Origin of the sequence: Shewanella sp. VB17 (assembly GCF_013248905.1) — a bacterium.
Lineage (GTDB): Bacteria > Pseudomonadota > Gammaproteobacteria > Enterobacterales > Shewanellaceae > Shewanella.
The window spans coordinates 1,196,100-1,222,465 of sequence record NZ_JABRVS010000001.1 but is presented as its reverse complement, the minus strand read 5'-3'; the positions used below and the strand labels follow the sequence as shown (position 1 = coordinate 1,222,465).

Annotated in this window: 25 protein-coding genes; 13 read left to right on the top strand and 12 right to left on the bottom strand. The window is 40.6% G+C overall.

Features of this window, described 5'->3' with window-relative positions:
- Positions 1-456: 456 nt before the first annotated feature.
- The 5 genes from HQQ94_RS05170 to HQQ94_RS05150 form a co-directional block, all read right to left on the bottom strand.
- Positions 457-1,287, bottom strand: a complete 831-nt coding sequence (locus tag HQQ94_RS05170) for a hypothetical protein (protein ID WP_173293404.1) — start codon at positions 1,285-1,287, stop codon at positions 457-459.
- A gap of 816 nt (positions 1,288-2,103) precedes the next feature.
- A complete protein-coding gene (locus tag HQQ94_RS05165; RefSeq protein WP_173293403.1) occupies positions 2,104-3,282 on the bottom strand; it encodes a 3-phenylpropionate MFS transporter in 1,179 nt (392 codons plus the stop codon).
- 17 nt (positions 3,283-3,299) lie between these two features.
- A complete protein-coding gene (locus tag HQQ94_RS05160; RefSeq protein ID WP_173293402.1) occupies positions 3,300-4,013 on the bottom strand; it encodes a YqcI/YcgG family protein in 714 nt (237 codons plus the stop codon).
- Positions 4,014-4,028: 15 nt separating this feature from the next.
- Complete coding sequence (locus HQQ94_RS05155) at positions 4,029-4,904, bottom strand: hypothetical protein (protein WP_173293401.1); 876 nt, start codon at positions 4,902-4,904, stop codon at positions 4,029-4,031.
- A 223-nt stretch (positions 4,905-5,127) separates the two neighbouring features.
- Positions 5,128-6,741: an FGGY-family carbohydrate kinase gene (locus HQQ94_RS05150; RefSeq protein WP_173296529.1), complete on the bottom strand. Its 1,614-nt coding sequence runs from the start codon at positions 6,739-6,741 to the stop codon at positions 5,128-5,130.
- Between the two features lie 488 nt (positions 6,742-7,229).
- Here HQQ94_RS05150 and HQQ94_RS05145 point away from each other — a divergent pair, with 488 nt between their 5' ends.
- The 3 genes from HQQ94_RS05145 to HQQ94_RS05135 are packed head-to-tail and all read left to right on the top strand — an operon-like array spanning position 7,230 to position 10,244.
- Positions 7,230-8,174, top strand: a complete 945-nt coding sequence (locus HQQ94_RS05145; RefSeq protein WP_173293400.1) for an HlyD family secretion protein — start codon at positions 7,230-7,232, stop codon at positions 8,172-8,174.
- On the top strand, positions 8,171-9,139 hold the full coding sequence (locus HQQ94_RS05140; protein WP_217273992.1) for an ABC transporter ATP-binding protein: 969 nt from the start codon (positions 8,171-8,173) through the stop codon (positions 9,137-9,139). The genes HQQ94_RS05145 and HQQ94_RS05140 overlap by 4 nt, the downstream gene beginning before the upstream one ends.
- Before the next feature lie 4 nt (positions 9,140-9,143).
- On the top strand, positions 9,144-10,244 hold the full coding sequence (locus tag HQQ94_RS05135) for an ABC transporter permease (RefSeq protein WP_217274125.1): 1,101 nt from the start codon (positions 9,144-9,146) through the stop codon (positions 10,242-10,244).
- A gap of 77 nt (positions 10,245-10,321) precedes the next feature.
- On the opposite strand, the gene HQQ94_RS05130 is transcribed toward HQQ94_RS05135, so the two are convergent.
- The gene (locus tag HQQ94_RS05130; protein WP_173293399.1) at positions 10,322-11,695 is read right to left on the bottom strand and encodes a sodium:alanine symporter family protein; all 1,374 of its coding nucleotides are present in this window, start codon (positions 11,693-11,695) and stop codon (positions 10,322-10,324) included.
- Between the two features lie 158 nt (positions 11,696-11,853).
- Between HQQ94_RS05130 and HQQ94_RS05125 the strand changes: the two genes are divergently transcribed.
- Positions 11,854-12,012, top strand: a complete 159-nt coding sequence (locus tag HQQ94_RS05125; protein ID WP_173293398.1) for a hypothetical protein — start codon at positions 11,854-11,856, stop codon at positions 12,010-12,012.
- 452 nt (positions 12,013-12,464) lie between these two features.
- On the opposite strand, the gene HQQ94_RS05120 is transcribed toward HQQ94_RS05125, so the two are convergent.
- Positions 12,465-13,433 carry a transposase gene (locus HQQ94_RS05120; protein ID WP_173293397.1) on the bottom strand — a complete coding sequence of 323 codons (969 nt, stop codon included), beginning with the start codon at positions 13,431-13,433 and terminating at the stop codon, positions 12,465-12,467.
- Between the two features lie 225 nt (positions 13,434-13,658).
- On the opposite strand from HQQ94_RS05120, the gene HQQ94_RS05115 reads away from it, so the two are divergent.
- The 4 genes from HQQ94_RS05115 to HQQ94_RS05100 all read left to right on the top strand — a co-directional run bounded on the left by HQQ94_RS05115 (position 13,659) and on the right by HQQ94_RS05100 (position 19,068).
- On the top strand, positions 13,659-13,817 hold the full coding sequence (locus HQQ94_RS05115) for a hypothetical protein (protein ID WP_173292456.1): 159 nt from the start codon (positions 13,659-13,661) through the stop codon (positions 13,815-13,817).
- Positions 13,818-14,207: 390 nt separating this feature from the next.
- Entirely contained in the window at positions 14,208-14,942 is a 735-nt protein-coding gene (locus HQQ94_RS05110; RefSeq protein WP_173293396.1) for a hypothetical protein, read from the top strand.
- 726 nt (positions 14,943-15,668) lie between these two features.
- Positions 15,669-16,121, top strand: coding sequence for a DNA polymerase III subunit chi (locus HQQ94_RS05105; protein ID WP_173293395.1), 453 nt, complete (start codon positions 15,669-15,671; stop codon positions 16,119-16,121).
- Positions 16,122-16,152: 31 nt separating this feature from the next.
- Positions 16,153-19,068: a valine--tRNA ligase gene (locus tag HQQ94_RS05100; RefSeq protein WP_173293394.1), complete on the top strand. Its 2,916-nt coding sequence runs from the start codon at positions 16,153-16,155 to the stop codon at positions 19,066-19,068.
- Between the two features lie 94 nt (positions 19,069-19,162).
- Here HQQ94_RS05100 and HQQ94_RS05095 read toward each other — a convergent pair whose 3' ends face one another.
- On the bottom strand, positions 19,163-19,714 hold the full coding sequence (locus HQQ94_RS05095) for a GNAT family N-acetyltransferase (RefSeq protein WP_173293393.1): 552 nt from the start codon (positions 19,712-19,714) through the stop codon (positions 19,163-19,165).
- A gap of 241 nt (positions 19,715-19,955) precedes the next feature.
- Here HQQ94_RS05095 and HQQ94_RS05090 point away from each other — a divergent pair, with 241 nt between their 5' ends.
- Positions 19,956-21,488, top strand: a complete 1,533-nt coding sequence (locus tag HQQ94_RS05090; RefSeq protein WP_173293392.1) for an MFS transporter — start codon at positions 19,956-19,958, stop codon at positions 21,486-21,488.
- Between the two features lie 83 nt (positions 21,489-21,571).
- Here the strand turns inward: HQQ94_RS05090 and HQQ94_RS05085 are convergent, their stop codons facing one another.
- Positions 21,572-22,273 (bottom strand): pseudouridine synthase, encoded by a 702-nt coding sequence (locus tag HQQ94_RS05085; RefSeq protein WP_173293391.1) that lies wholly within the window; start codon positions 22,271-22,273, stop codon positions 21,572-21,574.
- Between the two features lie 5 nt (positions 22,274-22,278).
- On the bottom strand, positions 22,279-22,902 hold the full coding sequence (locus tag HQQ94_RS05080; RefSeq protein ID WP_173293390.1) for a metalloregulator ArsR/SmtB family transcription factor: 624 nt from the start codon (positions 22,900-22,902) through the stop codon (positions 22,279-22,281).
- Positions 22,903-23,112: 210 nt separating this feature from the next.
- Here HQQ94_RS05080 and HQQ94_RS05075 point away from each other — a divergent pair, with 210 nt between their 5' ends.
- From HQQ94_RS05075 to HQQ94_RS05065, 3 genes are all read left to right on the top strand, one after another.
- On the top strand, positions 23,113-23,745 hold the full coding sequence (locus HQQ94_RS05075; RefSeq protein WP_173293389.1) for an NAD(P)H-dependent oxidoreductase: 633 nt from the start codon (positions 23,113-23,115) through the stop codon (positions 23,743-23,745).
- A gap of 114 nt (positions 23,746-23,859) precedes the next feature.
- Positions 23,860-24,237 (top strand): VOC family protein, encoded by a 378-nt coding sequence (locus HQQ94_RS05070; RefSeq protein WP_173293388.1) that lies wholly within the window; start codon positions 23,860-23,862, stop codon positions 24,235-24,237.
- A gap of 34 nt (positions 24,238-24,271) precedes the next feature.
- Positions 24,272-24,691 carry a VOC family protein gene (locus tag HQQ94_RS05065; RefSeq protein WP_173293387.1) on the top strand — a complete coding sequence of 140 codons (420 nt, stop codon included), beginning with the start codon at positions 24,272-24,274 and terminating at the stop codon, positions 24,689-24,691.
- Positions 24,692-24,820: 129 nt separating this feature from the next.
- Here HQQ94_RS05065 and HQQ94_RS05060 read toward each other — a convergent pair whose 3' ends face one another.
- A complete protein-coding gene (locus HQQ94_RS05060; protein ID WP_254304004.1) occupies positions 24,821-25,201 on the bottom strand; it encodes a hypothetical protein in 381 nt (126 codons plus the stop codon).
- Between the two features lie 96 nt (positions 25,202-25,297).
- Positions 25,298-25,621 (bottom strand): DUF1971 domain-containing protein, encoded by a 324-nt coding sequence (locus HQQ94_RS05055; protein WP_173293386.1) that lies wholly within the window; start codon positions 25,619-25,621, stop codon positions 25,298-25,300.
- A gap of 124 nt (positions 25,622-25,745) precedes the next feature.
- On the opposite strand from HQQ94_RS05055, the gene HQQ94_RS05050 reads away from it, so the two are divergent.
- Positions 25,746-26,228: a YcxB family protein gene (locus tag HQQ94_RS05050; RefSeq protein ID WP_173293385.1), complete on the top strand. Its 483-nt coding sequence runs from the start codon at positions 25,746-25,748 to the stop codon at positions 26,226-26,228.
- Positions 26,229-26,366 lie beyond the last annotated feature (138 nt).

Here is a 26,366-nt window from a genome sequence, read left to right as displayed (position 1 = left end):
TGTATTATTAAGGGGGTAAAATTCAGAGAAAAATAATGTCAACACCATATGTATAATAGTGCGAACAAAATCACTCAAAACAAATCTTATGAACTAGTAAGTGACATTTATTAATAATATGATCAAGTTCATTTTTTATTAAATAAAATTAGTTTTCAAACCAATACTTTTCAATATCTAAGGGGTGGTGCGGAAACATGGGATTGTCTAACTTGATAATTTTTAGAGGTTTAATGAGGTTTGATCACTTGATAATGATTTTCGATGGCGCTTGAAATGCCGAACAATCGTATTTTTCGTCTAACTGTACGGTTAAAAATCCCGACATACTCGTTTGATATGGTAATAATAAGCTACAGTAATATTCCTTTATAGCATACTAAAAAAGATAATCAGGATCTGATGTAAAGTACAATGCAACATGTAAACAGACCCTAGAAAAAATAGATGAAATAATTAATAAACAATACCTGAATATGGATTTGGTATTCTAACTTTGAAGTCTGATGGTTGCGAAATAATAAAAAACTCCATGGGATCGAATGCACCCGCTACGACACTCGTTGTCATTTGTATTCCATTCGCCAATTTACTATGACTAAACCTTAATTTTTCCTTGTCTGATACCGCACATACCGTTTTATCACAATGCTCATGTCCATTTACCGGTATATTTTTTGCCAGTTCAGTCAGAGGGCTTTGATTACCTTGCACCCAAAGGTTGAGTTGATTATCAACGTCATCTAACCAATTTAATGTGTGAGTGCATAGTTCTCTTATAGCCAGAGTTTTATCTCTTAGCTTTTTAATTCGTTTACGGCTATAAGCAAAACCAGCAGTGACCTTAACAAATTGATCACAGACATTTCCCTGCTCAATATATTTGCCAACGTTCGCTGTAAAACTTATACTTTCCTGATTAAAACTTTTGATAGAATCAACAATTTTCCATCTATAACGATCCATATCTTGCACATCTAAATCTTTCCAACCAAATTTTGTCTTATCCTCATCAGAGATTGCCTTCGCTGTTTGGTATTTTTTTCTATGATATTTTTTACCTGTATCGTAGGCTTTTTTTAAGGAATCTCCCAAAATATGCCTTACAACAGGGATAGGAACCTGTTTAAGCATAAAGGAGCCACCAGCTGCAATGTTTTTAGGAATATTACTTAACTTTGCCCCTCCCCTAACAGAAACACCTTTAGGTGAATTTTTTATTCGCGTCCACATGGAAGAATTACTTGCAATTTTTTCTCCAAGTTCCCATAAATTTCTTTCACTCATTACACTGTTCCTCATTTATATTTTTATTTATGGATGATATTACTTGTTATGTCGGCTGTAGAAATGACGTCATGCTTACACATAATATTTAAGAGTTGTCGTGTTGCCAGATCAAGTTGACATATTACTTAGTGTAAAGCTTCACCCATGGATGATATTTTATATACTTTTGTGACGCACCTGTTACAAACAATCTATATTCTTAGCTTCTATTAGAAATGAAAAATTAAGATTATAATTAGTATACAATCAAATACTAAGCCTAAAGTTTGAGCCAGATAAAAACTACAGTAGTTTCAAAAAAAATCAATACTATTTTAATTTAATAATATAAATTCATGACAAAAAAAGAACAATACTCAAAAACCCCCCATATAAGACACTGTTAAGTAAGGACTTTAAAGTATAAGCCAACTTTTTTTTAAAATTAAAAACTTAAATAAAACAAATAACCACCTTTATTACCCATAAAATTAATTAACCTAACGGTAATGCAGAGGATTAAAGAACAAAAATAACCCATAAGTAACAAAAAAAATATTTAAATAATGTTACCTAGTTACATTTGAAATGTAAAATGATGCTTTTTTAAATAAACATTAAAAAATCAAATTAAATATAAGTGTATTTATAGGTAATTAATGAGGTGTGAGATTAAAAATCCGTTTGTGAAAACGGATTTTTAATCATCGATAAATACAATAAAAAGTTTATTTTTCAGCTTCATCTATCACGATAGCGGATCGTCAATAAAGTCAATAATCACTCATACCAGTGACGCCTATTCAGACTCACTGGTAACAACATATCTACAACTTAATAAGCGACCTGCTTGTGCTTCAAAAACTTGATATTCAGGCCAACACTGAGTAAAAGGCTGACGATTCCAATTGCTGACATATACAAAAACAAGTCAGCTTTAAATTTATCATAAAACAGACCACACAAATACGTAAATATGGCAATCATAGCAGTATAATAACCTTGATAGACTCCTTGAAATTTAGCTATTTTTGAATCTTGCACATACATTTGAATGCCCTTAATCAAAGCAACTTGCGTAAGAGCAAATGTACCACCATGCAATAATTGAGCGGTAGCAATAAGAAAGGGATCTTGTAATACGGCTAATGCTGCCCAACGTACAATGACGCATAGACTCGCAAATTGTAGTAATTTCACATGGGACACATCTGAAAATATTTTTTTTGCTAGAAAAAACACCAGTATCTCACTGCTCATTGATACGCCCCAAAGATAGCCTATCACCGATTTTGAGAGGCCAATTTCTTGCCAGTAAACGGAAGCAAAGCCATAAAAAAAAGCATGACTACTTTGTAATAATATGACGGTAATTAATAGTAAGATCACTGTTGAACTGTATAGTTTCTCACTTTTTGGTAATATGCTAAGACTATTATTTTCATGTTTATTTTTAGTTTGTAATTGTGGGCAAGAAAACAACGCGGACATAAATAGAAAACTACAAATGATAATTAACATTAAAGGCAATGCCGATGCTGACCATGTTTCAAAAATATACCCACCTGTAATCGTCGCTGCAACAAACCCTATCGATCCCCACATACGAGCACTACCATAAGTTAATACTTTTCTTTTATCTAATGTGGTAATTATCGCATCTGATAAACCAAATACTGGGGCAATCGCAATGTTAAACAAACAGGTAACAACTAATATAAGTATAAAGTCAGCAGCATAAAAACTCATTATAATTGATGTCAATAAACCAAAGGCACCTAAGGCCCTTAATGCAGGTTGATACTGCTTCTCATGCTTTATCAAGGAGCCGAAGAATAAACTTGCTAAACAACGACTCACCAGACCTGCGGCTAAAATTATACCAATATGTTTACTACTTATACCTTGATTTGTTAACCATAACTGATAGAAAGGCATAAAAATGCCAAAACAAAAAAAGAACTGAAATAGATAATTGGAACACCATAAATATGCTAATTTATTTTTTTTCATTTTAGCCTCAAGTTAGATTATTTTTTAAATACAAAATTAACAGGGTATTTCCACCAAGTGATGATACTGTCATTCTTATTCAATGGTTTTAAATACTTAGGTGCCTCATGCAAACGATTATTCGTATTTTCTGTTACCGTATGAGGAAAATCTTGTTTGTAATCACGACCAAACTTTTTAAATGTATTTCTAATTTTATTGATAATATCCCACTCACTTCCTAGCTTTGATTGAGAAAAATGATACTCAAAAGAATACATAGGTTGCAGATGCATGATAACTTTATCCTGCGAATTTCCGCCACAAAACCTTGAATGAGACTCTGTATATAATGGGGTCGTCGTCAATACGAAAAAAGCAATGTTCGCATAACGGAAACTCCAGCCTGTATCAATATAAGCACCATTTTCTTTAGGGATTAAACTTTGTACTTCTTCTATACACTCTGGAGATATTTTAAATAGTACTCTATGTAGCCATTCAGCAACATCATCCATAGATTGGCTATAAATACTCGCAGGGGCTTCAATGACAAAACTATCAATTGGAATTTTTTTATTTATAATTGTATCATTTAAATGTTCTATATATTTATCAAGTGAAGGTAGGTATTTAGTTACATTATCTTCAATTGTACTTTCTTCATCCCAAATATGAGATGAAGGCCAAAATTGTGCTTTAGAGGCAAAAATACAATGAGAATGTTTGCGGAATAATTCTGAACTTTCCATTATTTTCCATCTTAATTAAATAAAAAAGTTATTGTAAGTGTTATATATTTTATTGAACACGCTATTGTATATATCTTCAGATATATTCATAGACAGCTCACTGTCTGTATGAAAACATTTCTGGGTAACCAGCCTGTTATCTTCAGAGCGGATAGACTCAGCAATCGTTTCAACTCGTGGAAATATGAAACTATCAAATAAAAAAATTTCGAATTCAGTTATTTCATGTTCACTCTCACTTGTCGAATAAAATGGTTGAACCTGATTGTCAGTAAAGAACACAATTGATTTAAAAATACGCTGCTCGACTTTATTTAGCGGTGTGCTATATGGGGCATATAAAGTCTCAGCCATTAAGTAAAGTTGAAATGCTCGCCAGCGGAATACTATGCTAGTTTGGTATTCTTTTACTTCACCGGTCTTATTCTTCAATGCTGCCAAGCTGCAAATAGCGTATTTACAGTAATCATTAAGAATATTCTGACTAGGCTTTAAGAAAAAAGATAATAATTTATCATCACTTTTGCATTCATAATCATCATGGTTAATTTTTGTCACATGTTCATTGGATAATAAACAGACTATGTTATCTCCCCAATCTGGATGGCGATGTTTAACAAACTGATGAAAATCAAGCGATAAATTTTTTGACGATTCAATATAATCTATATTTTCTTGATTGTTTTCCAAACCAAAATAACAAAAATAACGACGAATATTTTTTTTTAAAAAATTAGTATTGTTAAATACTTCAAAGCCCCAAGGGCATATTCCATGGATTTTAAGCCCATCCTGCTCAAATATTTTTTGACAAAAGTCATTAATGGTACTGCGCCATAGCTCATTATTAAAGTATGAGCAGCTTTCTTCTTTACTTATGTTTAATTGCATAATTACGACCCTACATTCCATTGTTGTTACGCTTTATAGCGTCAAATGGTATTATACATCGTCAAAATGTTAATGTCTTCAGGTTTATTGGTTAGTGTAATGATATTATGTGTTTAAAGTAAACTGGTAATTTCTAAAGTCTTTGATATCAACAGCGTTACCTATTAATATTAATGTGCCTAAAAAAACTCAACTTTTATCACTAAGAAATGACTTAAATATATTATTCTGGGTAACCCGTAATGTCCCTTATTTTGCTATATAATGGCTGTAGCTTTTGATAGATATTAAGATACACCTCCCGATAAAGCCTTTGATACATGAGGTGGTGATCTCGATTAGGATTAAAATGTTTACCTTGTTGCACCATGGCCTTAATACCAGCCTCAAAATCGGAGTGGAAACCTAAACCAACGGCTGTGACAATAGCGGCACCAAGTCCGGATGTTTCTATAGTGTGGGCCCTAACCGTAGGCAAACCAAAAATATCCGCTGCTATCTGCATCGCAGCATCACTTTGCGCACCACCACCAGACACTCTTAATTCCCTGACCTTAACACCGCCTTTTTTCTCTATCGCTTCCAGCCCCTCTTTAAGGCCAAATGCTAATCCTTCGAGGATCGCACGATACAAATGTGCCCGAGTATGCAGATCACCAAAACCTATCACAGCCCCTTTAGCCTCAGGTCCAGGTTGCTTCACTCCGGCTCCCCAATAAGGTTGCAACATCAATCCCATCGATCCTGCTGGCACACTATTGACCAATTCATCAAACAAAGCTTCCGTTTCAACATCCAATTTCTCTGCTTGTTCTTGCTCTATATGAGCAAACTGCTCCTTAAACCAGCTCACCATCCAAAAACCACGGTAAAGCATCACTTCACTGCAAAATGCACCTGTGATGGCCGATGGATAAGCAGGAAGAAAACGTACCGCTTCGGTATAACGTTTCATGGTGACGTTAATCGTGGCCGTGGTACCAAAACTTAAACATCCCACATCGGCACTTTGGCCGCCAGAGCCCAGTACTTCACAGGCTTTATCTGCCGCTGCTGCGATCACCCGTAATCCTTGAGGGATCCCAGTCTCTACACTCGCCTTTGGGGTTATTTCACCTATTTTATCTCCAGGCTTAACTAAATTCAGCAATTGATCAGGTCTTACATTCAGTGCTCGCCATTTCCAATCCCACTTCGATGCCCATCTATGATTCTTATAATCGAAGGGTAAATATCCCACCTGAGATCCTGTCGAGTCCGCCCACTCACCAGTTAACCTGTGATGAAAAAAACCAGATAAAAAAGCAAACTTATATGTTTGATCCCACAGATCCCGTCTTTCAATATAGAGCCAGTTTGGCTGTGCACGACGTCGAAAGTTCGCTATGGTTTCACTCAAGCCCAGCAGATTAAATAAGGGATCCCAGATCCCGCCCAAACGCGGCAACGGTTCAGCTTTACGTTGATCTAACCAAAGAATTGCTGGATATAAGGGCTTTCCAAACTTATCTAAAGGCAACATGGTGCCACGCTGTGTGGTCACTGACATTCCTTTAATCCGCTGTTTATCTATTCCTTGTTGCCAAAGTCCTTGACAGGCATCACACACATTTTTCCAGTAATAGTCGCCGCTTTGCTCACACCAACCAGATTCAGGTGATTCATAAGGGATAAGCTTTATCTGTGATTTAGCAATCAATTGACCATTCAGATCGAAAATCAAGGCTCGGACACTTTGGGTACCATTGTCGATCGTTAAAATCCAATCCGTCTCCGTCTTAGTTTCAGCAATCTGCTCATTTAGACTGCCATCTAAGTTATTTTCTTGAGCTGTCATCACAGGCACTGGCTCTCCATTTGTCGGCTGGGTAACTGGTAGCTCAGGCTAAATATCGGCTCAAACCTTGTCCATTTTTTATCCGGATTAATACTCGACCAAGCTCAATATCGACAGCACAATCACAACATCTCATTACAATAACGGTTAGTGCCTATCATATCGAGTACAAAGAGATATCATCAAAATGAGACGAGCTACTTTGCTCAATATATCATCCAGAGTTGAGATAGGTAAAGGATGATAATGGCCCAGCGCCGCATAGTAAATATTGCCCATTAACATACAAATAGATTTATCTGCAGGTGAAATAGCATTAACACTAAGCTATAGCGACACGAGCGTATTTTTTCGCGCCTATAAACTCTGGAGCGGGTACACACCAGCAGAAAAACGAGCCATCACATAATAAGAGTGAGGAAATCTATATAATTGTTCAACAGGATCTGTCATAACTATGGCAATACATCAGGATCAAGGATCAAGAGATGAAACCGTTATTATTCATTTTTTTCATCATGGGCTTAAGCGGTTGTCAAGATGAAGTGACACATCAAGCACTGGGAACCTTAGAGCGTGATCGGGTACTGCTTAGAGCCACCGCCAGCGAGATCATCATTGCCCTGCCTCAAAAAGAAGGCAATAAAGTGGTAAAAGGGCAATTATTAGTGCAATTTGATCCTCGCAAACAACGAACAAAAGTCGCCATCGCTCAGGCTGAAGTGAGCAAGGCTCAATACTACTTACTAAGGCTAACCAACGGTGAAAGACCCGAAGATATCGCCAGTGCACAAGCTAATGTCGCCCGCACTCAAGCAGCCTTAATCGAAGCAAAGCAAAGTTATCAACGTAGTTCAAGCCTACTCAAAAAAAATCTCACTAGTCAAGCAACTCAAGACACAGCCAAAGCCAATAAAGATAAAGCTCAGGCTGAACTGAATGTCGCCAAAGAAAATCTCGCAAAGCTTATTGCCGGCGTACGTGTCGAAGATATCAATCAAGCCAAAGCCGCAATGGATGCCAGTATCGCGAACTTATCTTTGGAGCAACAGACTTTAGATGAGTTAAGTGTCATTGCCACACGAAGCGGGCGGCTCGACAGCTTACCTTTTAACCTTGGAGAAAGGGTTCCTGCCGGTGCTGTTATTGTCGCTATTCAAGCCGATAACGCCCCTTATGCTAGAGTCTACATTCCCGAACCCTATATGGCTAAACTCACCATAGGTCAGCAAATGAAAGTCCGAATCGACGGTATCGAGACCGTTTTTACTGGTACTTTACGCCGACTCAGTAAAGAACCTGCATTTACCCCATACTACGCTTTAAATCAGCAGGATAGATCTCGTCTTGTGTTCCTTGCTGAAATCGATTTGGGCAGTGATGCTGATACATTACCAACGGGGATCCCTTCACAAGTGGATTTGCCCTTATGAGTAAAATGGACCCAAAAAATGAGTTAGCCATCGATGCCAAGGGACTCAGCAAAAAATTTGGGCTGCTGGCGGCGGTATCCGACTTAAATTTACAAGTCCCTAAAGGTCACATTTATGGCTTTCTTGGCCCTAATGGCTGTGGCAAGTCCACCAGTATTCGTATGTTAACCGGCTTACTCACTCCCAGTGCTGGTACCATTAATGTATTAGGTATGTCTATTCCTAAGGAGGCTGAGACACTGCGATTACGCATCGGCTATATGACACAGAAATTTTCTCTCTATGACGATCTTACCGTTAAAGAAAACCTCGAATTCATTGCCCAAATATACTGCCTCAGCATCAATGACAGCCGAAGAAAGATAGCACAATTACTTAGTACTTATAACCTACTTAAACAACAGCGACAGTTTGCTGGTACCTTAAGCGGCGGTCAAAAACAGCGGCTTTCTCTGGCCTGTGCTTGCCTTAATGATCCTGAGCTCCTGTTTCTCGATGAACCCACCTCTGCGGTGGATCCGCAAAATAGACGTGATTTTTGGGAGCAACTTTTCGATCTATCAGAATCAGGCACCAGCATCTTAGTTACCACCCATTATATGGATGAAGCTGAGCGCTGCCATGGACTGGCAATTATGGAGCAAGGCTTTATTCGCGCCGATGGTAGTCCCAAAGAGCTAATGCAACAAATGGGCGCTAATGTCCTTGAAGTCACTCACTCCAACTTAAGACAACTTAAAAATAGCCTTATCGCTTTTAATGAGATCAAATCTGCTGCACAGCTGGGAGCCCGTCTACGAGTATTGATTGATAACAAGATAACAGAGCCCGATATATGGCTAAGACAAACACTGCCTGAGCTTAAGGATGCACAGATAAGGCTAACGCCACCTAACCTAGAAGATGTGTTTGTCACCGTCACAGGACAACAAACCTCAACACTAGCACAACCTAGGGGAGTTTAACGTGTTGATACTAAACAGCCTACGACGCATTAAAGCCATTACAGTCAAAGAGATCCGGCAATTAAAACGGGATCGTATTACTTTTGGCATGGTCGTCATGATCCCACTAATACAACTACTTTTATTTGGCTATGCCATTAATACTGATGTGCGCAACGTGCCTGTTGCCATTGTCGATCAAAGTGATTCTGCAGTAGGAAGGTGGATTGTCGAAGCCATAAAAGTGACTCAGGTCGTCTCAGTAGAATCTTATTATACAACAAGCACCGCAGCGATCGCAGCGATCACGCGAGGTGAAATAAGAGCCGCACTTATTTTACCCCCCAATCTCACCGAGAAACTGGCCAACGGTGAGATATTAGGCCAATGGATCGTTGATGGCTCAGATACCATGATAGCCGGGGCTATGAAGCAACTGCGCAATATGCCATTAGATGAAATAACGGGTATCAATACACAAAAGCCATCTAACTTCGAAGTCGCCCTCTTTTATAATCCAGAACAAAGATCTGCCGTCAATATTGTCCCTGGACTCATTGCAGTTATCTTAACCATGACCATGATCTTGTTCACCTCAGCCGCCATCGTCCGCGAACGAGAAAAGGGCAACTTAGAGCTACTCATCACTACCCCAATCAAGCCATTAGAATTGATGCTAGGCAAAATTCTCCCCTATATTATCGTGGGCTTAATTCAGATGGTGATTATTCTGAGCTTAGGGCATTTGATATTCGATGTTCCTATTAATGGTGATATTACACAGCTTCTTATTGGTACCTTACTTTTTATCGCCGCCAGCTTAACCTTAGGTCTTATCATTTCAACCATAGCCCGTACTCAACTACAAGCCATGCAGATGACCATCTTTATTATACTTCCCACCATCTTACTATCAGGATTCATGTTTCCCTTCGAGGCCATGCCTAAACCCGCACAGTGGATAGCTGAAATATTACCTGCGACTCACTTTATGCGGATCATACGTGCTGTGGTACTCAGAGGGGGTGAACTGACTGACATGCCCTTTGATACCTTATGGTTAATAGGATTTACTGTCATCGGGATCATCATTGCATCTTTACGTTTTAATAAACGGCTCGATTAACTTACTTTTATGCTTTTGTCACTGAATAAAAAAAAGCGCCTCTCAGCGCTTTTTTTGTTATAAATCACGAAAAATGACTAGCCATTGATTTTAGCTTCATTTTCACTTTTTTTAGCAAAGTATTCACGAGTTAGGGTAAATACCACAGGACTCAATAAAGCCAATGCTATCAAGTTAGGGATCGCCATCATTGCATTGAGGGTATCGGCCAGTAACCAGATGAAATCCAGTGAACTAATCGCCCCTAATGGCACAACCAAAATCCATAGTAACCTAAACGGCTTCACCGCTTTCACACCAAATAAATACTGTATGCACTTCTCACTGTAAACACTCCAGCCCAAAATCGTCGTAAAAGCAAACACAGACAGCGCGATGGCCACAATATAGTTACCCATAGGCAAGGCCGTTGAAAATGCCAGAGACGTTAACGCAGCCCCGTTTTCACCTGACGTCCATGCTCCAGAAACAATAATCGCCAAACCTGTGATAGTACAAACGATGAGTGTGTCGATGAAAGTCCCCAGCATCGCCACTAATCCTTGAGCGACAGGGTTATTGGTTTGCGCTGCAGCATGAGCAATTGGCGCACTACCCAGTCCTGCTTCATTTGAGAATACACCACGAGCAACACCAAAACGAATTGCTGCCCACACTGCAGCACCAGCAAAACCACCTTGAGCTGCAATGGGATTAAAAGCACTGTGGACAATAAGCACAATCGCGTCAGGAATAGCAGCAGCATTAACCACTAATACCGCCAAACCTGCGGCAATATAAAATAAGGTCATCAAGGGAACCAATTTACCCGCCACATCAGCGATACGCTTAATCCCTCCGACCAGCACAGCGCCAACCAATACCATAAGCACTAAACCCGTTACCCAAGTCGGTACACCGAAGTTACTGCTTAGTGCATCCGCCACTGAATTTGACTGAACCGTATTACCAATCCCAAAGCCTGCAAATGAACCAAACAAAGCAAATGCTGTGCCTAACCACGCCCATTTAGCGCCTAAACCATTTTTAATGTAATACATAGGGCCACCTACATGGTTACCATTTGCATCAACTTCACGGTATTTAACGGCCAATACAGCCTCAGCAAACTTAGTGGCCATCCCAACGAGTGCGGTACACCACATCCAAAAGAGTGCCCCTGGACCACCAATAAAAATAGCGGTCGCAACACCCGCAATATTCCCCGTACCTATGGTCGCCGATAACGAAGTCATTAATGCATTAAAAGGGCTAATATCCCCTTTCATACTCTTATCTTTATCTGGGATCCGACCAGACCAAAGTAATTTAAATCCTGTCCCTAATTTTAAAATAGGCATCAGCTTCAAACCCACCGAGAGAAACAAGCCTACACCTAAAATCATGACCAACATGGGAACTCCCCATACAAAGCCATTGATCATACTGACAAACTCAGTGATTCCTTCCATTCAAACCTCGTCGATTATTATCATTGTAGTTATCTTAATTCCTCGCTTTAATGCTTAGAATCTTGTTGATTGCATCCCAGAGTACAACGAAAAGCCATTAAAATGAAAGCGAGGAATAGATTGAACCAAAGTTTATAAACATTTCGATTAGCGCTTTAATGATGTTATTTGATGTATTAAATAGAGGATCTTTAGGACCTGCACAAGGTTATTGGTTATTAATATTAGTCTTTGGTAGTGGTAAGCCTATATCTATTGGTGGTTTTATTGGCTTTATGGTCTATTTATGGCTGAATAAAAAACAGCTCATCAAGTAGCCGAAATAACTCCCCGCACTATATCGGCATCTAACCTGACGTTACGCGACATACGGAGAACAGGGTAAGCCTGTATTGCACCCTTTGGGAAAGTGGCCTGCGAAGGCTACCGATAGTAATGCAGATAAAAAAGGCTAGAAAAAGCGAATGCCGCATTGTAATGATGCGGATACAGGTTTGTATCTGGCGTGAAAGCGAACTGACTTCTAGCTGGTCTCCCGTTGAACATAAAAATCAAGCCACCCACTAAAAAATCAACAACATATCGAATATAAAACGAGTGTTCAATCAGCCTCCTACTGATAAAATCCAACCAGCCAATTTATACATATCAACGTGTGTAATCTGGTTGGATTTATTATTTAAAAGAGGAAATAATGAAATTCAGACAATGTTAACTGACTCATTTAAAATGAGCGAATTAACTGAAGTGAATGAAGCTATTAGCCTATTTAAAAATACTGACAACACTGAGAAAAATGCCGCCGCCGTTTCTCTAAATGTTCACAATAACTCGTCAGTTCTTGTAATGTCCCTACTGGACCATGAAAAAGCTTACCAAAATCAGAAGTCAGTTTAATCCCATTATCTGTTGAAATATTCAACCTGCTCAGTATCTTTGCTGAATTGATTGAAATACTACCTCGCTTGTCATTACGCATCATTCTGCCTGTTTCATCAACCAACTCTAGGTAGTCCTTCAGTACAAAGTTTATTCCTTTGGACTCATGAAGCCGCTCATTACCAATAAATGGCAGTAGCTCGTCAGGCTGATTGCCACTTAAAGCTGACTTTATTCTAAGCTGAATACTCGTGTGGTCTGACTGCTCCGGCGTATCAGCCATTTCTGCGCGGATAGGATTGAGTTCTACATAGGCCATACAGGCCAACACTGCCGCTTCATCGAGTAACGCTTGGCTCTTAAATCTACCTTCCCAGAAATGCCCTGTACAATTATCCTCTTGATTCGCTTTTCTCGCGATAGGCTCATTAAGACACCTCATAAACCAGCTAATATCACACAATCGTGAGCGATAAGTCGCCACTAGGTGTCTTAACTTAGCGACTTGATGCTCTTCTATCACCTCACCCTTAACAAAAATTTGGCTCAATTCAGACCCATTAAAACAATGATGCCATCGCTCTACAACCTCTCTATCACTCCAGCTATTAGCCGATTCAATATCAATTCGCAGCACCACATGTAAGTGGTTACTCATCACCGCATAGGCTGCAACATCTATAGCGAAGATATCTGCCAGATTAAGTATCTGCGCTTCTATCCACCCTCGCCGATGCTCATAAGACTTACCTGAATAATCATCAACTCCCGCTATAAAAGCGCGCCGAACTGTTCTACTACAGCAATGGTAATATAATGTGTCTTCAAGACTGATTTGAGTACTTCTGGGACGAGGCATAACTGGATCCTATCTACTACCAGTAACTAAATATTAGTCGGATAGCAAAATTCTCGCCATTAACTATGCCTGTCCATATTTTTGTTCATATTTTTGTTATTAACTATGCCTGTCCATATTTTTGTTCGGAGCAACGAAGGCATGCATGTTTCATGCGTTCAGTTGTTTTCAGCATTCATTTTTTCGAGATTTTATGCTGTTTACACCCCAATTTCGGATGATTATATGTTTAGGCAACAACGCCCCATCACTAAGCAGCTGCGCCGACTTGGGGCGTCTGTGGATTGGGATCGCGAACGTTTCACCGCCATTAACTATGCCTGTCCATATTTAGCAATATTTAGCATTCTTTGCTCGCCATTAACTATGCCTGTCCATATTTAGCATTCTTTGCTTGCTCAATTAAAATAGAAGGTGTGAAAAACTTGGTTATTTGCTCTTTTACTGAAATAATAGACATCGGCTTCTGAGTGATTGATGTTGTTTTTGGCGAAATGATTTGATCACAAATGAAGCCTTTTTTCTATCTTTTTATTATGTTGGGCTTAAGATCCTGTCTATGAACAGGTTGTAGATACCTCTACATCAAGGCGTTCAATTTTATGGACTTGATATTGAGCGAGCTAATCTTAAATTATATGATTTTATTGCTAATAAACAGTCAGTTAGAGCGTATTAATTGCTACTAAATTGTAATTGGAATCGGAATATTATCGAGCAGCTATTCAATAAGTTGTGAGCCATGGGAAAGTATTCAAGTGAAGGAAGTAATTCATGTTAGATGATTGGAAATTTTGGTCATTTTTAGTTGCTCTGATTGCCCTAGTTTTGTCGCAGTGTCCCCCAATAGCCATATGGTTTAAGAAAGCAAAAATAGAGTTAGAGCTCTATTCTAGAGTATGTTTAACACACAAAATCGGGAATCCTCACCTTCAAATCCACCTTATTCTTAGAAATGTTGGTGGTCGAAAAGTGAGAATTAAGAATATTCGCGCAATTATAGAGAGGGAAAAAAATGAAGTCGCTAACTTATTGGGGCAAAATTATGTTCCAGACCCTTCAAATAATTCAAACGTATTATTAACAAGCTTTTCTCTTGCCCCTGATGAAGAATGGTCAAACTTGGTCAATGTATTAAATTTTTTCGGTAGAGAAGAAGAAAAGAGTTATCGTGATTCTGAGAAAAAGTTAAAAGAAAGAATATTCGAATTAAAGAAAGCTAAAGGCAATGAAGTAATGTGCTTTGCTGAAGACAGCTATGTTTTACCATTCAATGAAATTTTTGATTCGAAGTTTATATGGAAGCCAGGTGAATATAAGCTAAGTATTTCAATCGAAACAGATACACCAGAAGTAAACTTAATTCAAAGTTACAGGTTCATTTTGTATGAGTCTCAATCAGAAGATATGGTACTTAATAAAAAGGATTTCAATACTGGAGCTGGAATTTATTGGGATAAACCTGAGCATTCTGGTGTCGTTGTCCAGTTAGAAGAGATAAATGGCTAACTAAGGTCGTGCAATCTGACCTCCGGCAGTTGACGACGTTGACTAATTTTCAATTTCCATAAGTTTCCTAATGGTAATCGTTGCTTTCAGAGCTTAAGCGCTAACTGACCTTTGTCCAAAACCGTGTTACGGCCAGATAAACCCAAATCGAAGAAATACACTTCTTTGCTTTTGACAAAAGTGTAGATACGGCTGCGAGTTTCGGTTTCAAGGATGAAACCGTAAAGCGGCCATGGATGGCTTTACAGCGTCTCGCAGAAGTATCTGCACATAGGCCCACGGCAGGTGATTAATTAAATTTGAAACTTTGGTTCATCAGCAAGCCGACCAAACACCAAACCTGCCCAATGAACCCAATAAAAAAGATATTTAAAACTTGTTATCCGACAAGGGAGGTATTGACCTGCTGCAAGCAATAAACACCAATGAAACTTTGGCTATCAGCAAACCAGTCAAACACCAAATTCGCCCAATGAACCCAACTAAAAAGATATTTAACACTTGTTATCCGACAAGTGACTAAATATTGTTATCAGACAAGTAACTCCCACCTTACCTGCAAGCAATGAAAAAACAACCAAGGTGAACGTACCAAATAAACCTCGATAGAAATACCAATTCAACAGCTACCAAATAATGGCTGAACACTCGCGGCATCTAGTGTAAAATTCTTCCTATAATGAAAGTTTCATTTAATCCAAACTCAGCCCAATATAGAGCGAAATAATGCCCAACGCCCTGTTTTACGTGATGCCAGCAAAAGCCTGTAGCCCCGCAGAGTCCATTGAACACGTGCACCAATTTGCCTGTGAACTTGCTCAGCAGGCTTTTATCGCGCAGCAACTGGTGTATATTCATAGCCAAGATAAAGCACAAGCCTATGATGTAGATGAGCTTTTATGGAAATTTGAGCCGCAATCTTTTGTGCCACACAATCTAAAAGGTGAAGGGCCAAGCACGGGTGCGCCGGTGGAAATAGGCTTTGATAACCTAGGCCCAAATAAAAATCGTCATCTTCTGATTAATCTTGCAGACCAAGTGCCCTCTTTTGCGGTAAACTTTGGTCAAATTATCGATTTCGTTGCCAATGATGCTGGACAAAAAGCGATCGCCCGCGAACGCTACCGCCAATATCGAAGTTTGGGTGTGGTATTACAGACCCAAGATGCAAGTCAATAACCCCTAAATTTAGTGTTGAGAAGCGTCCTCCATGGAAAAAACATACAACCCGCAATCTATTGAACAATCCCTTTATGCCAACTGGGAAGAGCAAGGTTATTTCAAGCCACATGGCGATGAGTCTAAAGGCAACTATTGCATTATGATCCCGCCACCGAATGTGACCGGCAGTCTGCACATGGGCCATGCTTTTCAAGATACCATTATGGATACCTTAACGCGTTATCAGCGCATGAAGGGCAAAAACACCCTATGGCAGGTCGGTACCGATCATGCGGGTATTGCGACTCAAATGTTGGTTGAGCGCAAAGTCGCTGCCGAAGAAGGCAAAACACGCCACGATCTTGGCCGTGAAGGATTTATCGACCGTATTTGGGATTGGAAAAATGAATCTGGTGGCACCATCACCAAACAGCTGCGCCGCCTTGGCGCCTCTGTAGATTGGGATCGCGAACGTTTCACCATGGACGATGGCATGTCTGAAGCGGTACAAGAGGTGTTTGTTCGCTTATACGAAGACGATCTTATCTACCGCGGCAAGCGCTTAGTGAACTGGGATCCTGCTCTGCACACGGCGATATCCGATCTCGAAGTTGAGAGCAAAGAGAAACAAGGCAGTATGTGGCATTTTCGCTACCCGCTCGCTAATGGCGCATTAACCGCCGACGGTAAAGATTACCTAGAAATTGCCACCACTCGTCCTGAAACCATGTTAGGTGACAGTGCCGTTGCTGTGCATCCGGATGACGAGCGTTATGCATCGTTAATCGGTCAGTTTATTATACTGCCCATCGTTAACCGCCTTATTCCCATCGTTGCCGACGATTATGTCGACATGGCGTTCGGCACAGGTTGTGTAAAAATAACCCCAGCCCATGACTTTAACGATTATGAAGTCGGTAAACGCCATGCATTACCGATGTACAATATTTTGACCTTCGATGCAGCGATACGTTCGTCAGCTGAAGTGGTTAACACTGACGGCACCAGTAACACAGATTTAGATAACTCGATACCTGAACGTTATGCAGGCCTCGATCGCTTCAAAGCTCGAACGGCGATTATTGCAGAACTAGACACCCTTGGTCTGCTGGGAAAAATTGACCCACACGGATTGAAAGTGCCTCATGGCGACCGCTCAGGGGTGGTGATTGAGCCTCTTTTAACCGATCAATGGTATGTCTCAGTGGCGCCGATGGCAAAAACGGCCATGGAAGCGGTTGATAACGGTGATATCAAGTTTGTCCCTCAGCAGTACGAAAATATGTACAACTCTTGGATGCGTGACATTCAAGACTGGTGTATCTCACGTCAACTGTGGTGGGGACATCGTATTCCAGCTTGGTATGACGAAGCGGGTAAAGTCTATGTCGGCCGTGATGAGGCTGAGGTGCGCGCTAAACACAGCCTAGAAAGTAGCGTTATTTTACGCCAGGATAACGATGTGCTTGATACTTGGTTTAGCTCTGCGTTGTGGACTTTTTCGACACTAGGTTGGCCAAAAGACACCGCTGACTTTAAAACCTTTCACCCAACAGATGTGTTGGTCACCGGCTTTGATATCATCTTCTTCTGGGTTGCTCGCATGATCATGATGACCATGCATTTCATCAAAGATGAAAACGGCAAACCCCAAGTGCCCTTTAAAACCGTGTATGTCACCGGTCTTATCCGTGATGAAGTCGGTAATAAAATGTCTAAGTCTAAAGGCAACGTACTCGATCCATTAGACATGATTGATGGTATTAGTCTTGAGTCTTTAGTGACCAAGCGTACCGGCAACATGATGCAGCCAAAGCTTGCCGCAAAAATTGAGAAAAGTACCCGTAAAGAATTCAGTGAAGGCATTGAAGCTCATGGTACTGATGCACTGCGTTTCACTCTGGCCTCAATGGCGTCAACCGGCCGTGATATTAGCTGGGACATGAAACGCCTGGACGGCTACCGCAGTTTTTGTAACAAGATTTGGAACGCATCACGTTACGTGCTGATGAACACCGAAACACAAAACGACGCTGAAGAAAGCGATAAAGCGGGTGAGCCACTCGATTGCGGTCAAATATTGGTTAACGGCAAAGCCGGAGAAATGGAACTGTCAATTGCCGATCGCTGGATCATCGGTTTGTTCAATGAAACGGTTAAGGCCTTTGATGAACACATGGAAAACTACCGTTTCGATTTAGCGGCCAATACCATTTATGAATTCACTTGGAACCAGTTCTGTGATTGGTACTTAGAGCTGACCAAACCTGTGATGCAAAGCGGCACTGAAGCCCAGCTTCGCGGTACTCGTCACACCTTAGTGACGGTACTTGAGAAGATGCAGCGCTTAATGCACCCTATGATGCCTTACCTGACAGAGACTATCTGGCTGCGGGTTAAACCACTGGCTGGCGTCAGTGGCGATAGCTTAATGCTGGCAAGTTTCCCACAATATCAAGCTGATAGTGTGGATACACAGGCAATGGAAGATCTTGAATGGGTTAAGCAAGTCATTGTTGCGGTACGTAACATTCGCGCCGAGCTTAACATCGCCCCCTCTAAGCCGCTTAATGCCTTGCTACGCGGTGTGAGCGAGCAAGACCGTGCACGTCTTGAAGCAAACCAAACCTTCTTCACTACATTGGCCAAACTTGAGACGATCACCATTATGTCACAGGACGATGTGGCCCCGATGTCGACCACACAATTGATTGGCGATATGGAGCTATTGATCCCAATGGCAGGCCTTATCGATGTGGCTAAAGAAGTGGCCCGTATCGACAAGTTACTTGAAAAAGCGGCCAATGAATTTGCCCGTATCGAAGGTAAATTGTCTAATCAAGGCTTTGTGGCTAAAGCGCCTGCTGCCGTGATTGACAAAGAGCGCGCTAAGCAAGCCGAATATCAGCGCGATATGGACAAGCTCACTGAGCAGAAAAATGAGCTAGCTAAGCTAGAAGCTTAACTGTAGGTAAAAAGTTTTACGTGATACAGGCAAAAAGCTAAGCTCAAAACGCAACTAAAAAGGCAGTCATTGACTGCCTTTTTTATTAGCTAAATTAAGCCCTAAGGTTTTTAGCCATGCGCGTAAAAGAGTGTGACTCAGCGTCAATCCTGAACATGTCTTCTATTTCACCCAGCTTATTAAATCCAGTTGCTTCATAAAGACCAATCGCTGGTTTGTTGTTTGATAGCACCCAGAGATCAATCCAAACAAGCGCAGCTTCTTGCATAGCCCATGCTTGAGCCACTTGAATAAATCGCTTACCTAAACCGGTTCGTCTAGCACGGGTATGAACTCCCATCCCCAATAACGCCCTGTGCTCAGTATGAGCCTCTCCATGGCCGCGTAAATCAATATGACCGAGTAAATGCTCATCTTGATCTAATGCGCCCCATATTTTTCTCCAACCAGTTTGGCCAAAATCAGTCGCTATCCCTTGTGAAAAACGGCGCTTCATCTCTACTGTCACTTCGGGATTATCACGGGATAAAGGTTGAAATAAAGGTACCTCACCCTGGCCACTCTCAGCCAGTTGCTCGATTAAATAATCAAAGAATTTCGGTAAGTCTTGCTCTGTCAGTAGACGTATCGTTAATTGAGTCCCCATAAGTTACTGCTCCTTTAGTGAGATAGATACCCACAAAAATCTATCACTATTATTTTCCCTTGCAGTACTTATTACTGGCTCAAGATAATTTTTAGCTAATCATTTGGTATTTCCACATTCAATTAGGTAAAGTGACTGTGGTTATGTCAATTGGTGTAGCGATTGCCCACCTAAATTAACCAATTTGACTTTATTAATCAAGAGATTAACACTACATAATTATAATAATTGAAGGAAAGCTATGAGCGATTCCAAGGATACTTACGCAGATAACGATCTGCGAGAAGTGAAACAGTTAGGCATGTGGGCCTCCATTGCCAGCTTAAGTTATATTTTCTGGATAGTGGGCGGCATGGAGCTGGTTGAGCGCATGGCCTACTACGGCGTTAAAGCCAGCGCGGGCTTGTATGCCAAAGCGCCGGTATCCGAAGGAGGATTAGGCATAAGCCTGAGCGATTATGGTGTCATCATCGCGATTTGGGCCTTCATGCAAACTTTTATCCCTGTATTTACCGGGGGGATATCCGATAGAGTCGGCTACAAAGAGACCATTTTCGCCTCGACTATTATCAAAATTTGTGGCTATTTGGTGATGGCATTTTTTCCTAACTTTTATGGTTTTTTATTCGGGGCTATTTTGCTCGCAGGCGGCACTGGCATATTTAAACCCGGTATTCAAGGCACCTTAGTGCTCGCCACTGGCAGACAAAATACCTCTATGGCGTGGGGCATTTTTTACCAAGTGGTCAATATTGGTGGTTTCCTTGGCCCACTGGTTGCCGTACATATGCGCCAATTATCTTGGGATAATGTTTTTTATGCCTGCGCCGCGATCATCTCACTTAACTTTCTCTTTCTGCTGGCTTATAAAGAACCGGGAAAAGAGGCACGTTTAGAGCGTAAGCGTAAGATAAAATCCGGTGAACTCCACCAGCAAGCGCTGTGGAAAGATGCCCTGCATGAGCTTAAAAAACCTTTAGTCATTTACTACATGTTAGTCTTTGCCGGTTTTTGGTTTTTATACAACGCGCTGTTTGATGTCCTGCCTATCCACGTTGCCGAATGGGTTGATACCAGCGTTATCGTCAGCTCACTGTTTGGCCCTGAAGGCACAACCAATAGTTTTTTCCAATTCTGGTTAGGGTTAGATAACGCTGGTACTAAAGTCATGCCTGAGGGCATGATTAATCTCAATGCCGGTATGATCATGACCAGTTGTTTTTTAGTGGCGGCATTAACGGCAAAATACCGAATAACCTCAGCCATGTTAGGCGGCTGTCTGCTCAGTATTTTAGCCTTTGTGCTCATTGGTGCCACTAACGCCGCGTGGATCATGGTGCTGGCCATCGCGCTATTTTCTTTTGGTGAGATGATGATAAGCCCAAAGAAAAACGAATTTATGGGCAATATCGCCCCTGAGGGTAAAAAGGCCATGTATTTAGGCTTTGTGATGTTACCTCAAGGCATAGGCTGGACGTTAGAAGGGTATTTTGCGCCTAAACTTTACGAGATGTATGCATCAAAAGAGATTTTCTCGCTCGAACTTCTCCAAGAGCGTGGCATGAGTGCTAATGACATCAGCGCCATCCCTCAGGGCGAAGCCTTTACCACCTTGGTAAGCTATACTGGCGAATCAGCTCAGGCACTGACGACCTTATTGTACAACACCCATAATATCGGCATGGCTTGGTATATTATTGCTGCCATTGGCACCATCTCAGCAGTAGGCATATTTATCTACGGTAAATGGTTACTCACATTAAGAAATGCCTAACCAATAATTACCCTATAACTGAAATAAAAACAGATATGACTCTCTGTTTTTATTTCAAATAGGCATAAATTAGTATGGATTGTTTAGCACTTAATTTCATCGGATGTTAACTCACGACTTTCACCAACGGCTAATGCCTTATCTAATACTATTTGCCCCACAGAGAGTCGATGTAGGCCGATAACCGGATTTCTGAAACGGCCAAACATCCGCTTAATTTGATGATAGCGTCCCTCATAAAGGGTCACTAACGCCGTGTGACTATCGATAATGTCAAGCTCAGCTGGCAAGGTGGTGATGTTTTCAAACTCAAAATACATCCCTTGTGCAAAAGCGGCAATATACTCAGAGGTCAGTGGATTTTGCAGCTTAACCTGGTAGACCTTGCCCACCTTATACTCAGGATCCATCCGTTTTTTCGACCAACGACCATCATTGGTTAACAGCACTAATCCAGATGTATTGAGATCTAACCTGCCCACGATATGTAAACTTGCTTTATCATTCTGTTCTAGCAGATCGATCACTGTTTTGTGCTTATCATCAACTGTGGCACTGACCACTCCCACAGGTTTATGCAGCATAAGATAACGAGCTTGGTTTGCTTGTATTAATTTGTCGTTGACACAAATATGAGAAAATTCATCCACGATCATATCAATGTCACGCGCAAACTCACCATCAACGCTAACCTGACCTTTAGCCAGCATTAAGCGGACATGTTTGCGGTTAATTTGCAGCCGTTGACTGATAAATCGGTCTAAGCGGGCACGTTTGGACTCCATGTTATCTATCCTGCAATGGGGATAATTTTGTAAGCACAGCGACGCGCCCCCTGAATAATGTGCTCTTCTCGGCTAACTGTTGCCATTTCTTGTAACAAGGTCTGAAACAAGTTCAGCTCAGAGCGGCAGAAGTTCAAACACTGACTTGCTGCTGCACAAATTGGGCAATGATTCTCCAATAGCCAATAGTGATCCTTTTCTATTTGCACTGTCGCCATATAGCCTTCAGCCTCCCTTAATTCAGCCAGCGCATTCACTTTCCCTTCAAGTGATATTTCGTTTTGCAGTCGCAATTGATACTGAGCCAGTGATGCTTCTTCTCTATGGGCAATCAACTTTTCAAGACCTGAATCACCAAAGACGGTGATGACTGAATCTATCAGTTGCACCGAAAGCTCTTCATGACGATCACCGAAGTGACTATTACTTTTGAGAGTAAGAGACCACACTCGAGTTGGGCGACCACGGCTAGCCTTGATATCTTCAAAACTCACATCGCCGTCATCCTCAAGGGCTTGCATATGCTGGCGTACGCCCATGGTTGTCAATGACAACTCGCTGGCTAGTACTTTCGCTGTTTGTGGGCCTTGGGTTTTAAGTAATTGAATAATTCTGTCACTGGTTTTCATGACGCCTCCCCTCTGGCTTTGCTGGCTATGGTGCTATTTATCTTTTGTTACCCGAGAAGAAAACATGATGTAAATGACTCTGGTGCCCTATTATTACCGATCCTGCTATTAAGTAAACTTTTTTATTTACTTTATTTATGGTTTGAGCTTTACTTTATTTAGTAAAGCAATTACATTACTAAATATTAAATAAATAAAAAGGTTTACTAAATGGATTTACTTATCGTTAGCGGCAGCCAAAGAACTCACTCTCAAAGTGCCAAGGTCGCACACTACTTAACTCAGGCGGCAACAGATTTCTCTGAGGTAAGTCATATCGAACTCTGCCGTCATAACTTGCCCTTCTGGGATGGTGAGCCTGAAAGTAAGCTAGGCAAAGACAATCCGTGGCCCTTGATAAGCCAAAAGGTGAAACAAGCAGATGCCCTAATCTTAATCACACCTGAATGGGGTGGCATGGCATCGCCGCTGTTAAAGAACTTTCTCCTCATGTGTGATAACCAAGAGACTGCTCATAAACCTGCATTACTGATTTCTGTTGTTAGTGGCATAAGTGGCGCTTACCCCATTGCAGAGCTAAGAATGAACGCACTTAAAAACAATAAATTAGTTGCCCTCCCCGATCACCTGATCATACGTAACGTCACAGAAGTACTGAACAAACAGAATGACGGAGAGCTAACCACTAACTCTAGTGCGCACTCAAGAGAATCCGATCTTAAAGATCGCATTCAGTACAGTTTACATATGCTTTATCAATACGGTGAGGCATTAGGCGGCATTCGTGAAAGGCATCAATCGGTCCCCTACCCAAAACAACAAGAGTACCTTCATGGTATGTAATATCAAATACTTAGCACACCGCATCATTAGTCAATTTAGAATGATTCAGGCTTTAAATTCAAGGCAACATTGACTTAAATGTCATTGCCTTTTAAATCAATGTGAGGAATAAAAATGAACATGAATCAAGTCACACTCACCGTTAACAATATACAAAAAACCGCTGATTTTTATCGCTTAATGGGCTTTATTCAAATAGTGGATAGCCCACACTATGCCAGATTTGAGTGTCCTGATGGCCATGCCAGCTTTTCACTCAGTTTGCAGCCAATTGAAAAACAAAACAACAGTGTTATTTATTTTGAACATCAACAGCTAGATCAACTTGTCGAACAATTAATCGCCAAAGGTATTCATTTTGACCAAATGCCGACAATGCAAAGTTATCTATGGCGAGAAGCTGTACTACGCGATCCTTCAGGCAATAAAATTAAACTGTATTGGGCGGGTGAAAATCGGTTAAATCCCCCATGGAAAGTAGAACTCACCTAAATTGCACTTCACAAAAACAAATAAGGGATAATTTATGATACATCTGGAGCACTTAAACTTAGTCGTTAGCGATATTCCAAGCGCATTGAAGTTTTACCAAGCTGCCTTTCCACATTGGCATATTAGAGGGGGAGGAGAAGCCAATTGGCATGGTAAAGAGAGAAATTGGGTTCATTTTGGCGATGATTATCAATATCTCACTTTTAACGATGATGGTGTCGGTGACAACCGAGATTTAAGCGGGCATCAAGTCGGGCTGGCCCATTTTGCTTTTGTCACCTCTGATATCAATGGCGTCATCGCACGTCTAGCCGAAATGGGTTTTACTGTGGATAAGGATGGCGCTATCGATGACTTCAGACAAAATGTCTATTACCTTGACCCAAACGGTTATGAAGTGGAATTTGTGCAGTACTTAAGTGACATTCCAGCACAGCGAAACCGTTATAATTAGATCATAAAACGAACTAAATATGAGCAACTCCATTTATTTAATCAGCTATATGGCTACCTCAACGTTCTTGACTTGCTGCCGAGACTAGCCATTACTTTCGCACTTTAAAATGGACACTTATGCCAGCGCTTATCCTAGCCCAATAAGGAACGCCAGTAAGATTAGATAGAAAAAAAATCCGGTGATATACACTGAAAAAAAATCATTTTTTGCTAATCGTTTCTCATTACTAAAAACAGAAGGAAAATAAAGCGGTTTGCTAACTTGTCCGAAGGTAATCACTCTGAGCACCAAAGCGCCGGTGATGTAAAGGGTATATGAGAGTAAAAGCTCCCAAAAAAACCAGAAAAACAGTTCTGCTATGTTTCCAATCAACATACTTTCTCCTCTTTTAACTCCCATGTTTGATGACATGTGAACAATGCTTGTTAACTCGCTTTCCTTGATCACCCACTTTAGGTATCTCGCTGAATCATTATGATAAATACAAGCACAAGCCACTTTACCCACAGTTACTGTCAATGTCATGTTAAGTTTTGTTAACCGAAGAGTTGGTCTGTATTATTTCTCACTAAATAGATTCATTTTGGCTTTATTTCTTGTAAACTATTTAGAATACTTGTTTTGATTTCGGTTGGATAAGCAAAAAAAATGGATTTCAAATTTAAGATCGTCGCTAGCAGGCTCGAGTCGATGAAAGTAATTAGGGTGTGCCATTGCTGTTTCATGAGCTTTTACGAGTACCTCTTTGTCTGCATCCAGTGATGACCCCTTATAACCAAAATATTTAAGCGTGCCACTTAGTACATGGATCTGTCCGTACACCCCCTTTTTAGTATAATGCCGCTCTAACAACATCTTTGGCACACTCTCTTTCGTATATACCTCTGTGGATTGGTCATAAGTGTAGCCCTTGGGAATAAACGACATGACATTTCCTCACGCAAATAATAACCATCATTTAAGTGTAGATGGCGAGACATAACAAAGACAATATTTGATTTGCACGCTTCGCAGAGTAAACTATCCCTACTATCTCACAGCACTCGTACCCATGAAGACATCATTTAGTTACACCAAATCATATATATTAAACAAAGAATACTTTATAGAGTGCTTTGAAGAATCTGTCACTGTAGAGCGAAGTATTCGAGCCTACTACAAGGCACTCATTTTGTTTCTAATAGGTGCGTGCCTGCTATTCACTGGAATTAATGCTTACGCATCACTGTTTATTGTGGGATTGAGCGCAGTAGAAGCCTTAAGTGTAAGGTTTAAAAAAGCTTGGTGGTTATGGCGTCAAATGATTAGCCAATCTGCCAATAATGACGTTGAAATCAGCATTAATGATCAAGGAATAACCAGTAAATCACTGTATATCAATAGTCAAATATGTTGGGAGGATATTCAAAGCTCAAGCATAACCGACAGAGGCATTTTGATTAAACATCCAGCAGGTACCAGTTACCTTTCTAAGCTTATTTTAGACCAGAGTGCTATCGATTTTATCCGCCAGAAACTAAACAATAATGGCTAATAATGGCTAATAATGGTAAAAATAAAATGCTATTACCTACTTTATCCATAACTCAATATCAATGAGTCCTCTTCGCTCACGGGTCTAAATCTCACTATGCATTTAAGCAATAAGATTAGTTTAAATCAATCTTATTGA

Coding starts and splice junctions, on each gene's coding strand:
- HQQ94_RS05105 (WP_173293395.1), top strand. CDS start 15,669: ATGCCCAACGCCCTGTTTTACGTGATGCCAGCAAAAGCCTGTAGCCCC.
- HQQ94_RS05065 (WP_173293387.1), top strand. CDS start 24,272: ATGATACATCTGGAGCACTTAAACTTAGTCGTTAGCGATATTCCAAGC.
- HQQ94_RS05070 (WP_173293388.1), top strand. CDS start 23,860: ATGAACATGAATCAAGTCACACTCACCGTTAACAATATACAAAAAACC.
- HQQ94_RS05120 (WP_173293397.1), bottom strand. CDS start 13,433: ATGCCTCGTCCCAGAAGTACTCAAATCAGTCTTGAAGACACATTATAT.
- HQQ94_RS05100 (WP_173293394.1), top strand. CDS start 16,153: ATGGAAAAAACATACAACCCGCAATCTATTGAACAATCCCTTTATGCC.
- HQQ94_RS05170 (WP_173293404.1), bottom strand. CDS start 1,287: ATGAGTGAAAGAAATTTATGGGAACTTGGAGAAAAAATTGCAAGTAAT.
- HQQ94_RS05155 (WP_173293401.1), bottom strand. CDS start 4,904: ATGCAATTAAACATAAGTAAAGAAGAAAGCTGCTCATACTTTAATAAT.
- HQQ94_RS05050 (WP_173293385.1), top strand. CDS start 25,746: ATGAAGACATCATTTAGTTACACCAAATCATATATATTAAACAAAGAA.
- HQQ94_RS05085 (WP_173293391.1), bottom strand. CDS start 22,273: ATGGAGTCCAAACGTGCCCGCTTAGACCGATTTATCAGTCAACGGCTG.
- HQQ94_RS05140 (WP_217273992.1), top strand. CDS start 8,171: ATGAGTAAAATGGACCCAAAAAATGAGTTAGCCATCGATGCCAAGGGA.
- HQQ94_RS05125 (WP_173293398.1), top strand. CDS start 11,854: ATGATGTTATTTGATGTATTAAATAGAGGATCTTTAGGACCTGCACAA.
- HQQ94_RS05095 (WP_173293393.1), bottom strand. CDS start 19,714: ATGGGGACTCAATTAACGATACGTCTACTGACAGAGCAAGACTTACCG.
- HQQ94_RS05075 (WP_173293389.1), top strand. CDS start 23,113: ATGGATTTACTTATCGTTAGCGGCAGCCAAAGAACTCACTCTCAAAGT.
- HQQ94_RS05110 (WP_173293396.1), top strand. CDS start 14,208: ATGTTAGATGATTGGAAATTTTGGTCATTTTTAGTTGCTCTGATTGCC.
- HQQ94_RS05080 (WP_173293390.1), bottom strand. CDS start 22,902: ATGAAAACCAGTGACAGAATTATTCAATTACTTAAAACCCAAGGCCCA.
- HQQ94_RS05145 (WP_173293400.1), top strand. CDS start 7,230: ATGAAACCGTTATTATTCATTTTTTTCATCATGGGCTTAAGCGGTTGT.
- HQQ94_RS05055 (WP_173293386.1), bottom strand. CDS start 25,621: ATGTCGTTTATTCCCAAGGGCTACACTTATGACCAATCCACAGAGGTA.
- HQQ94_RS05165 (WP_173293403.1), bottom strand. CDS start 3,282: ATGAAAAAAAATAAATTAGCATATTTATGGTGTTCCAATTATCTATTT.
- HQQ94_RS05115 (WP_173292456.1), top strand. CDS start 13,659: ATGTTTAGGCAACAACGCCCCATCACTAAGCAGCTGCGCCGACTTGGG.
- HQQ94_RS05130 (WP_173293399.1), bottom strand. CDS start 11,695: ATGGAAGGAATCACTGAGTTTGTCAGTATGATCAATGGCTTTGTATGG.
- HQQ94_RS05160 (WP_173293402.1), bottom strand. CDS start 4,013: ATGGAAAGTTCAGAATTATTCCGCAAACATTCTCATTGTATTTTTGCC.
- HQQ94_RS05090 (WP_173293392.1), top strand. CDS start 19,956: ATGAGCGATTCCAAGGATACTTACGCAGATAACGATCTGCGAGAAGTG.
- HQQ94_RS05150 (WP_173296529.1), bottom strand. CDS start 6,741: ATGACAGCTCAAGAAAATAACTTAGATGGCAGTCTAAATGAGCAGATT.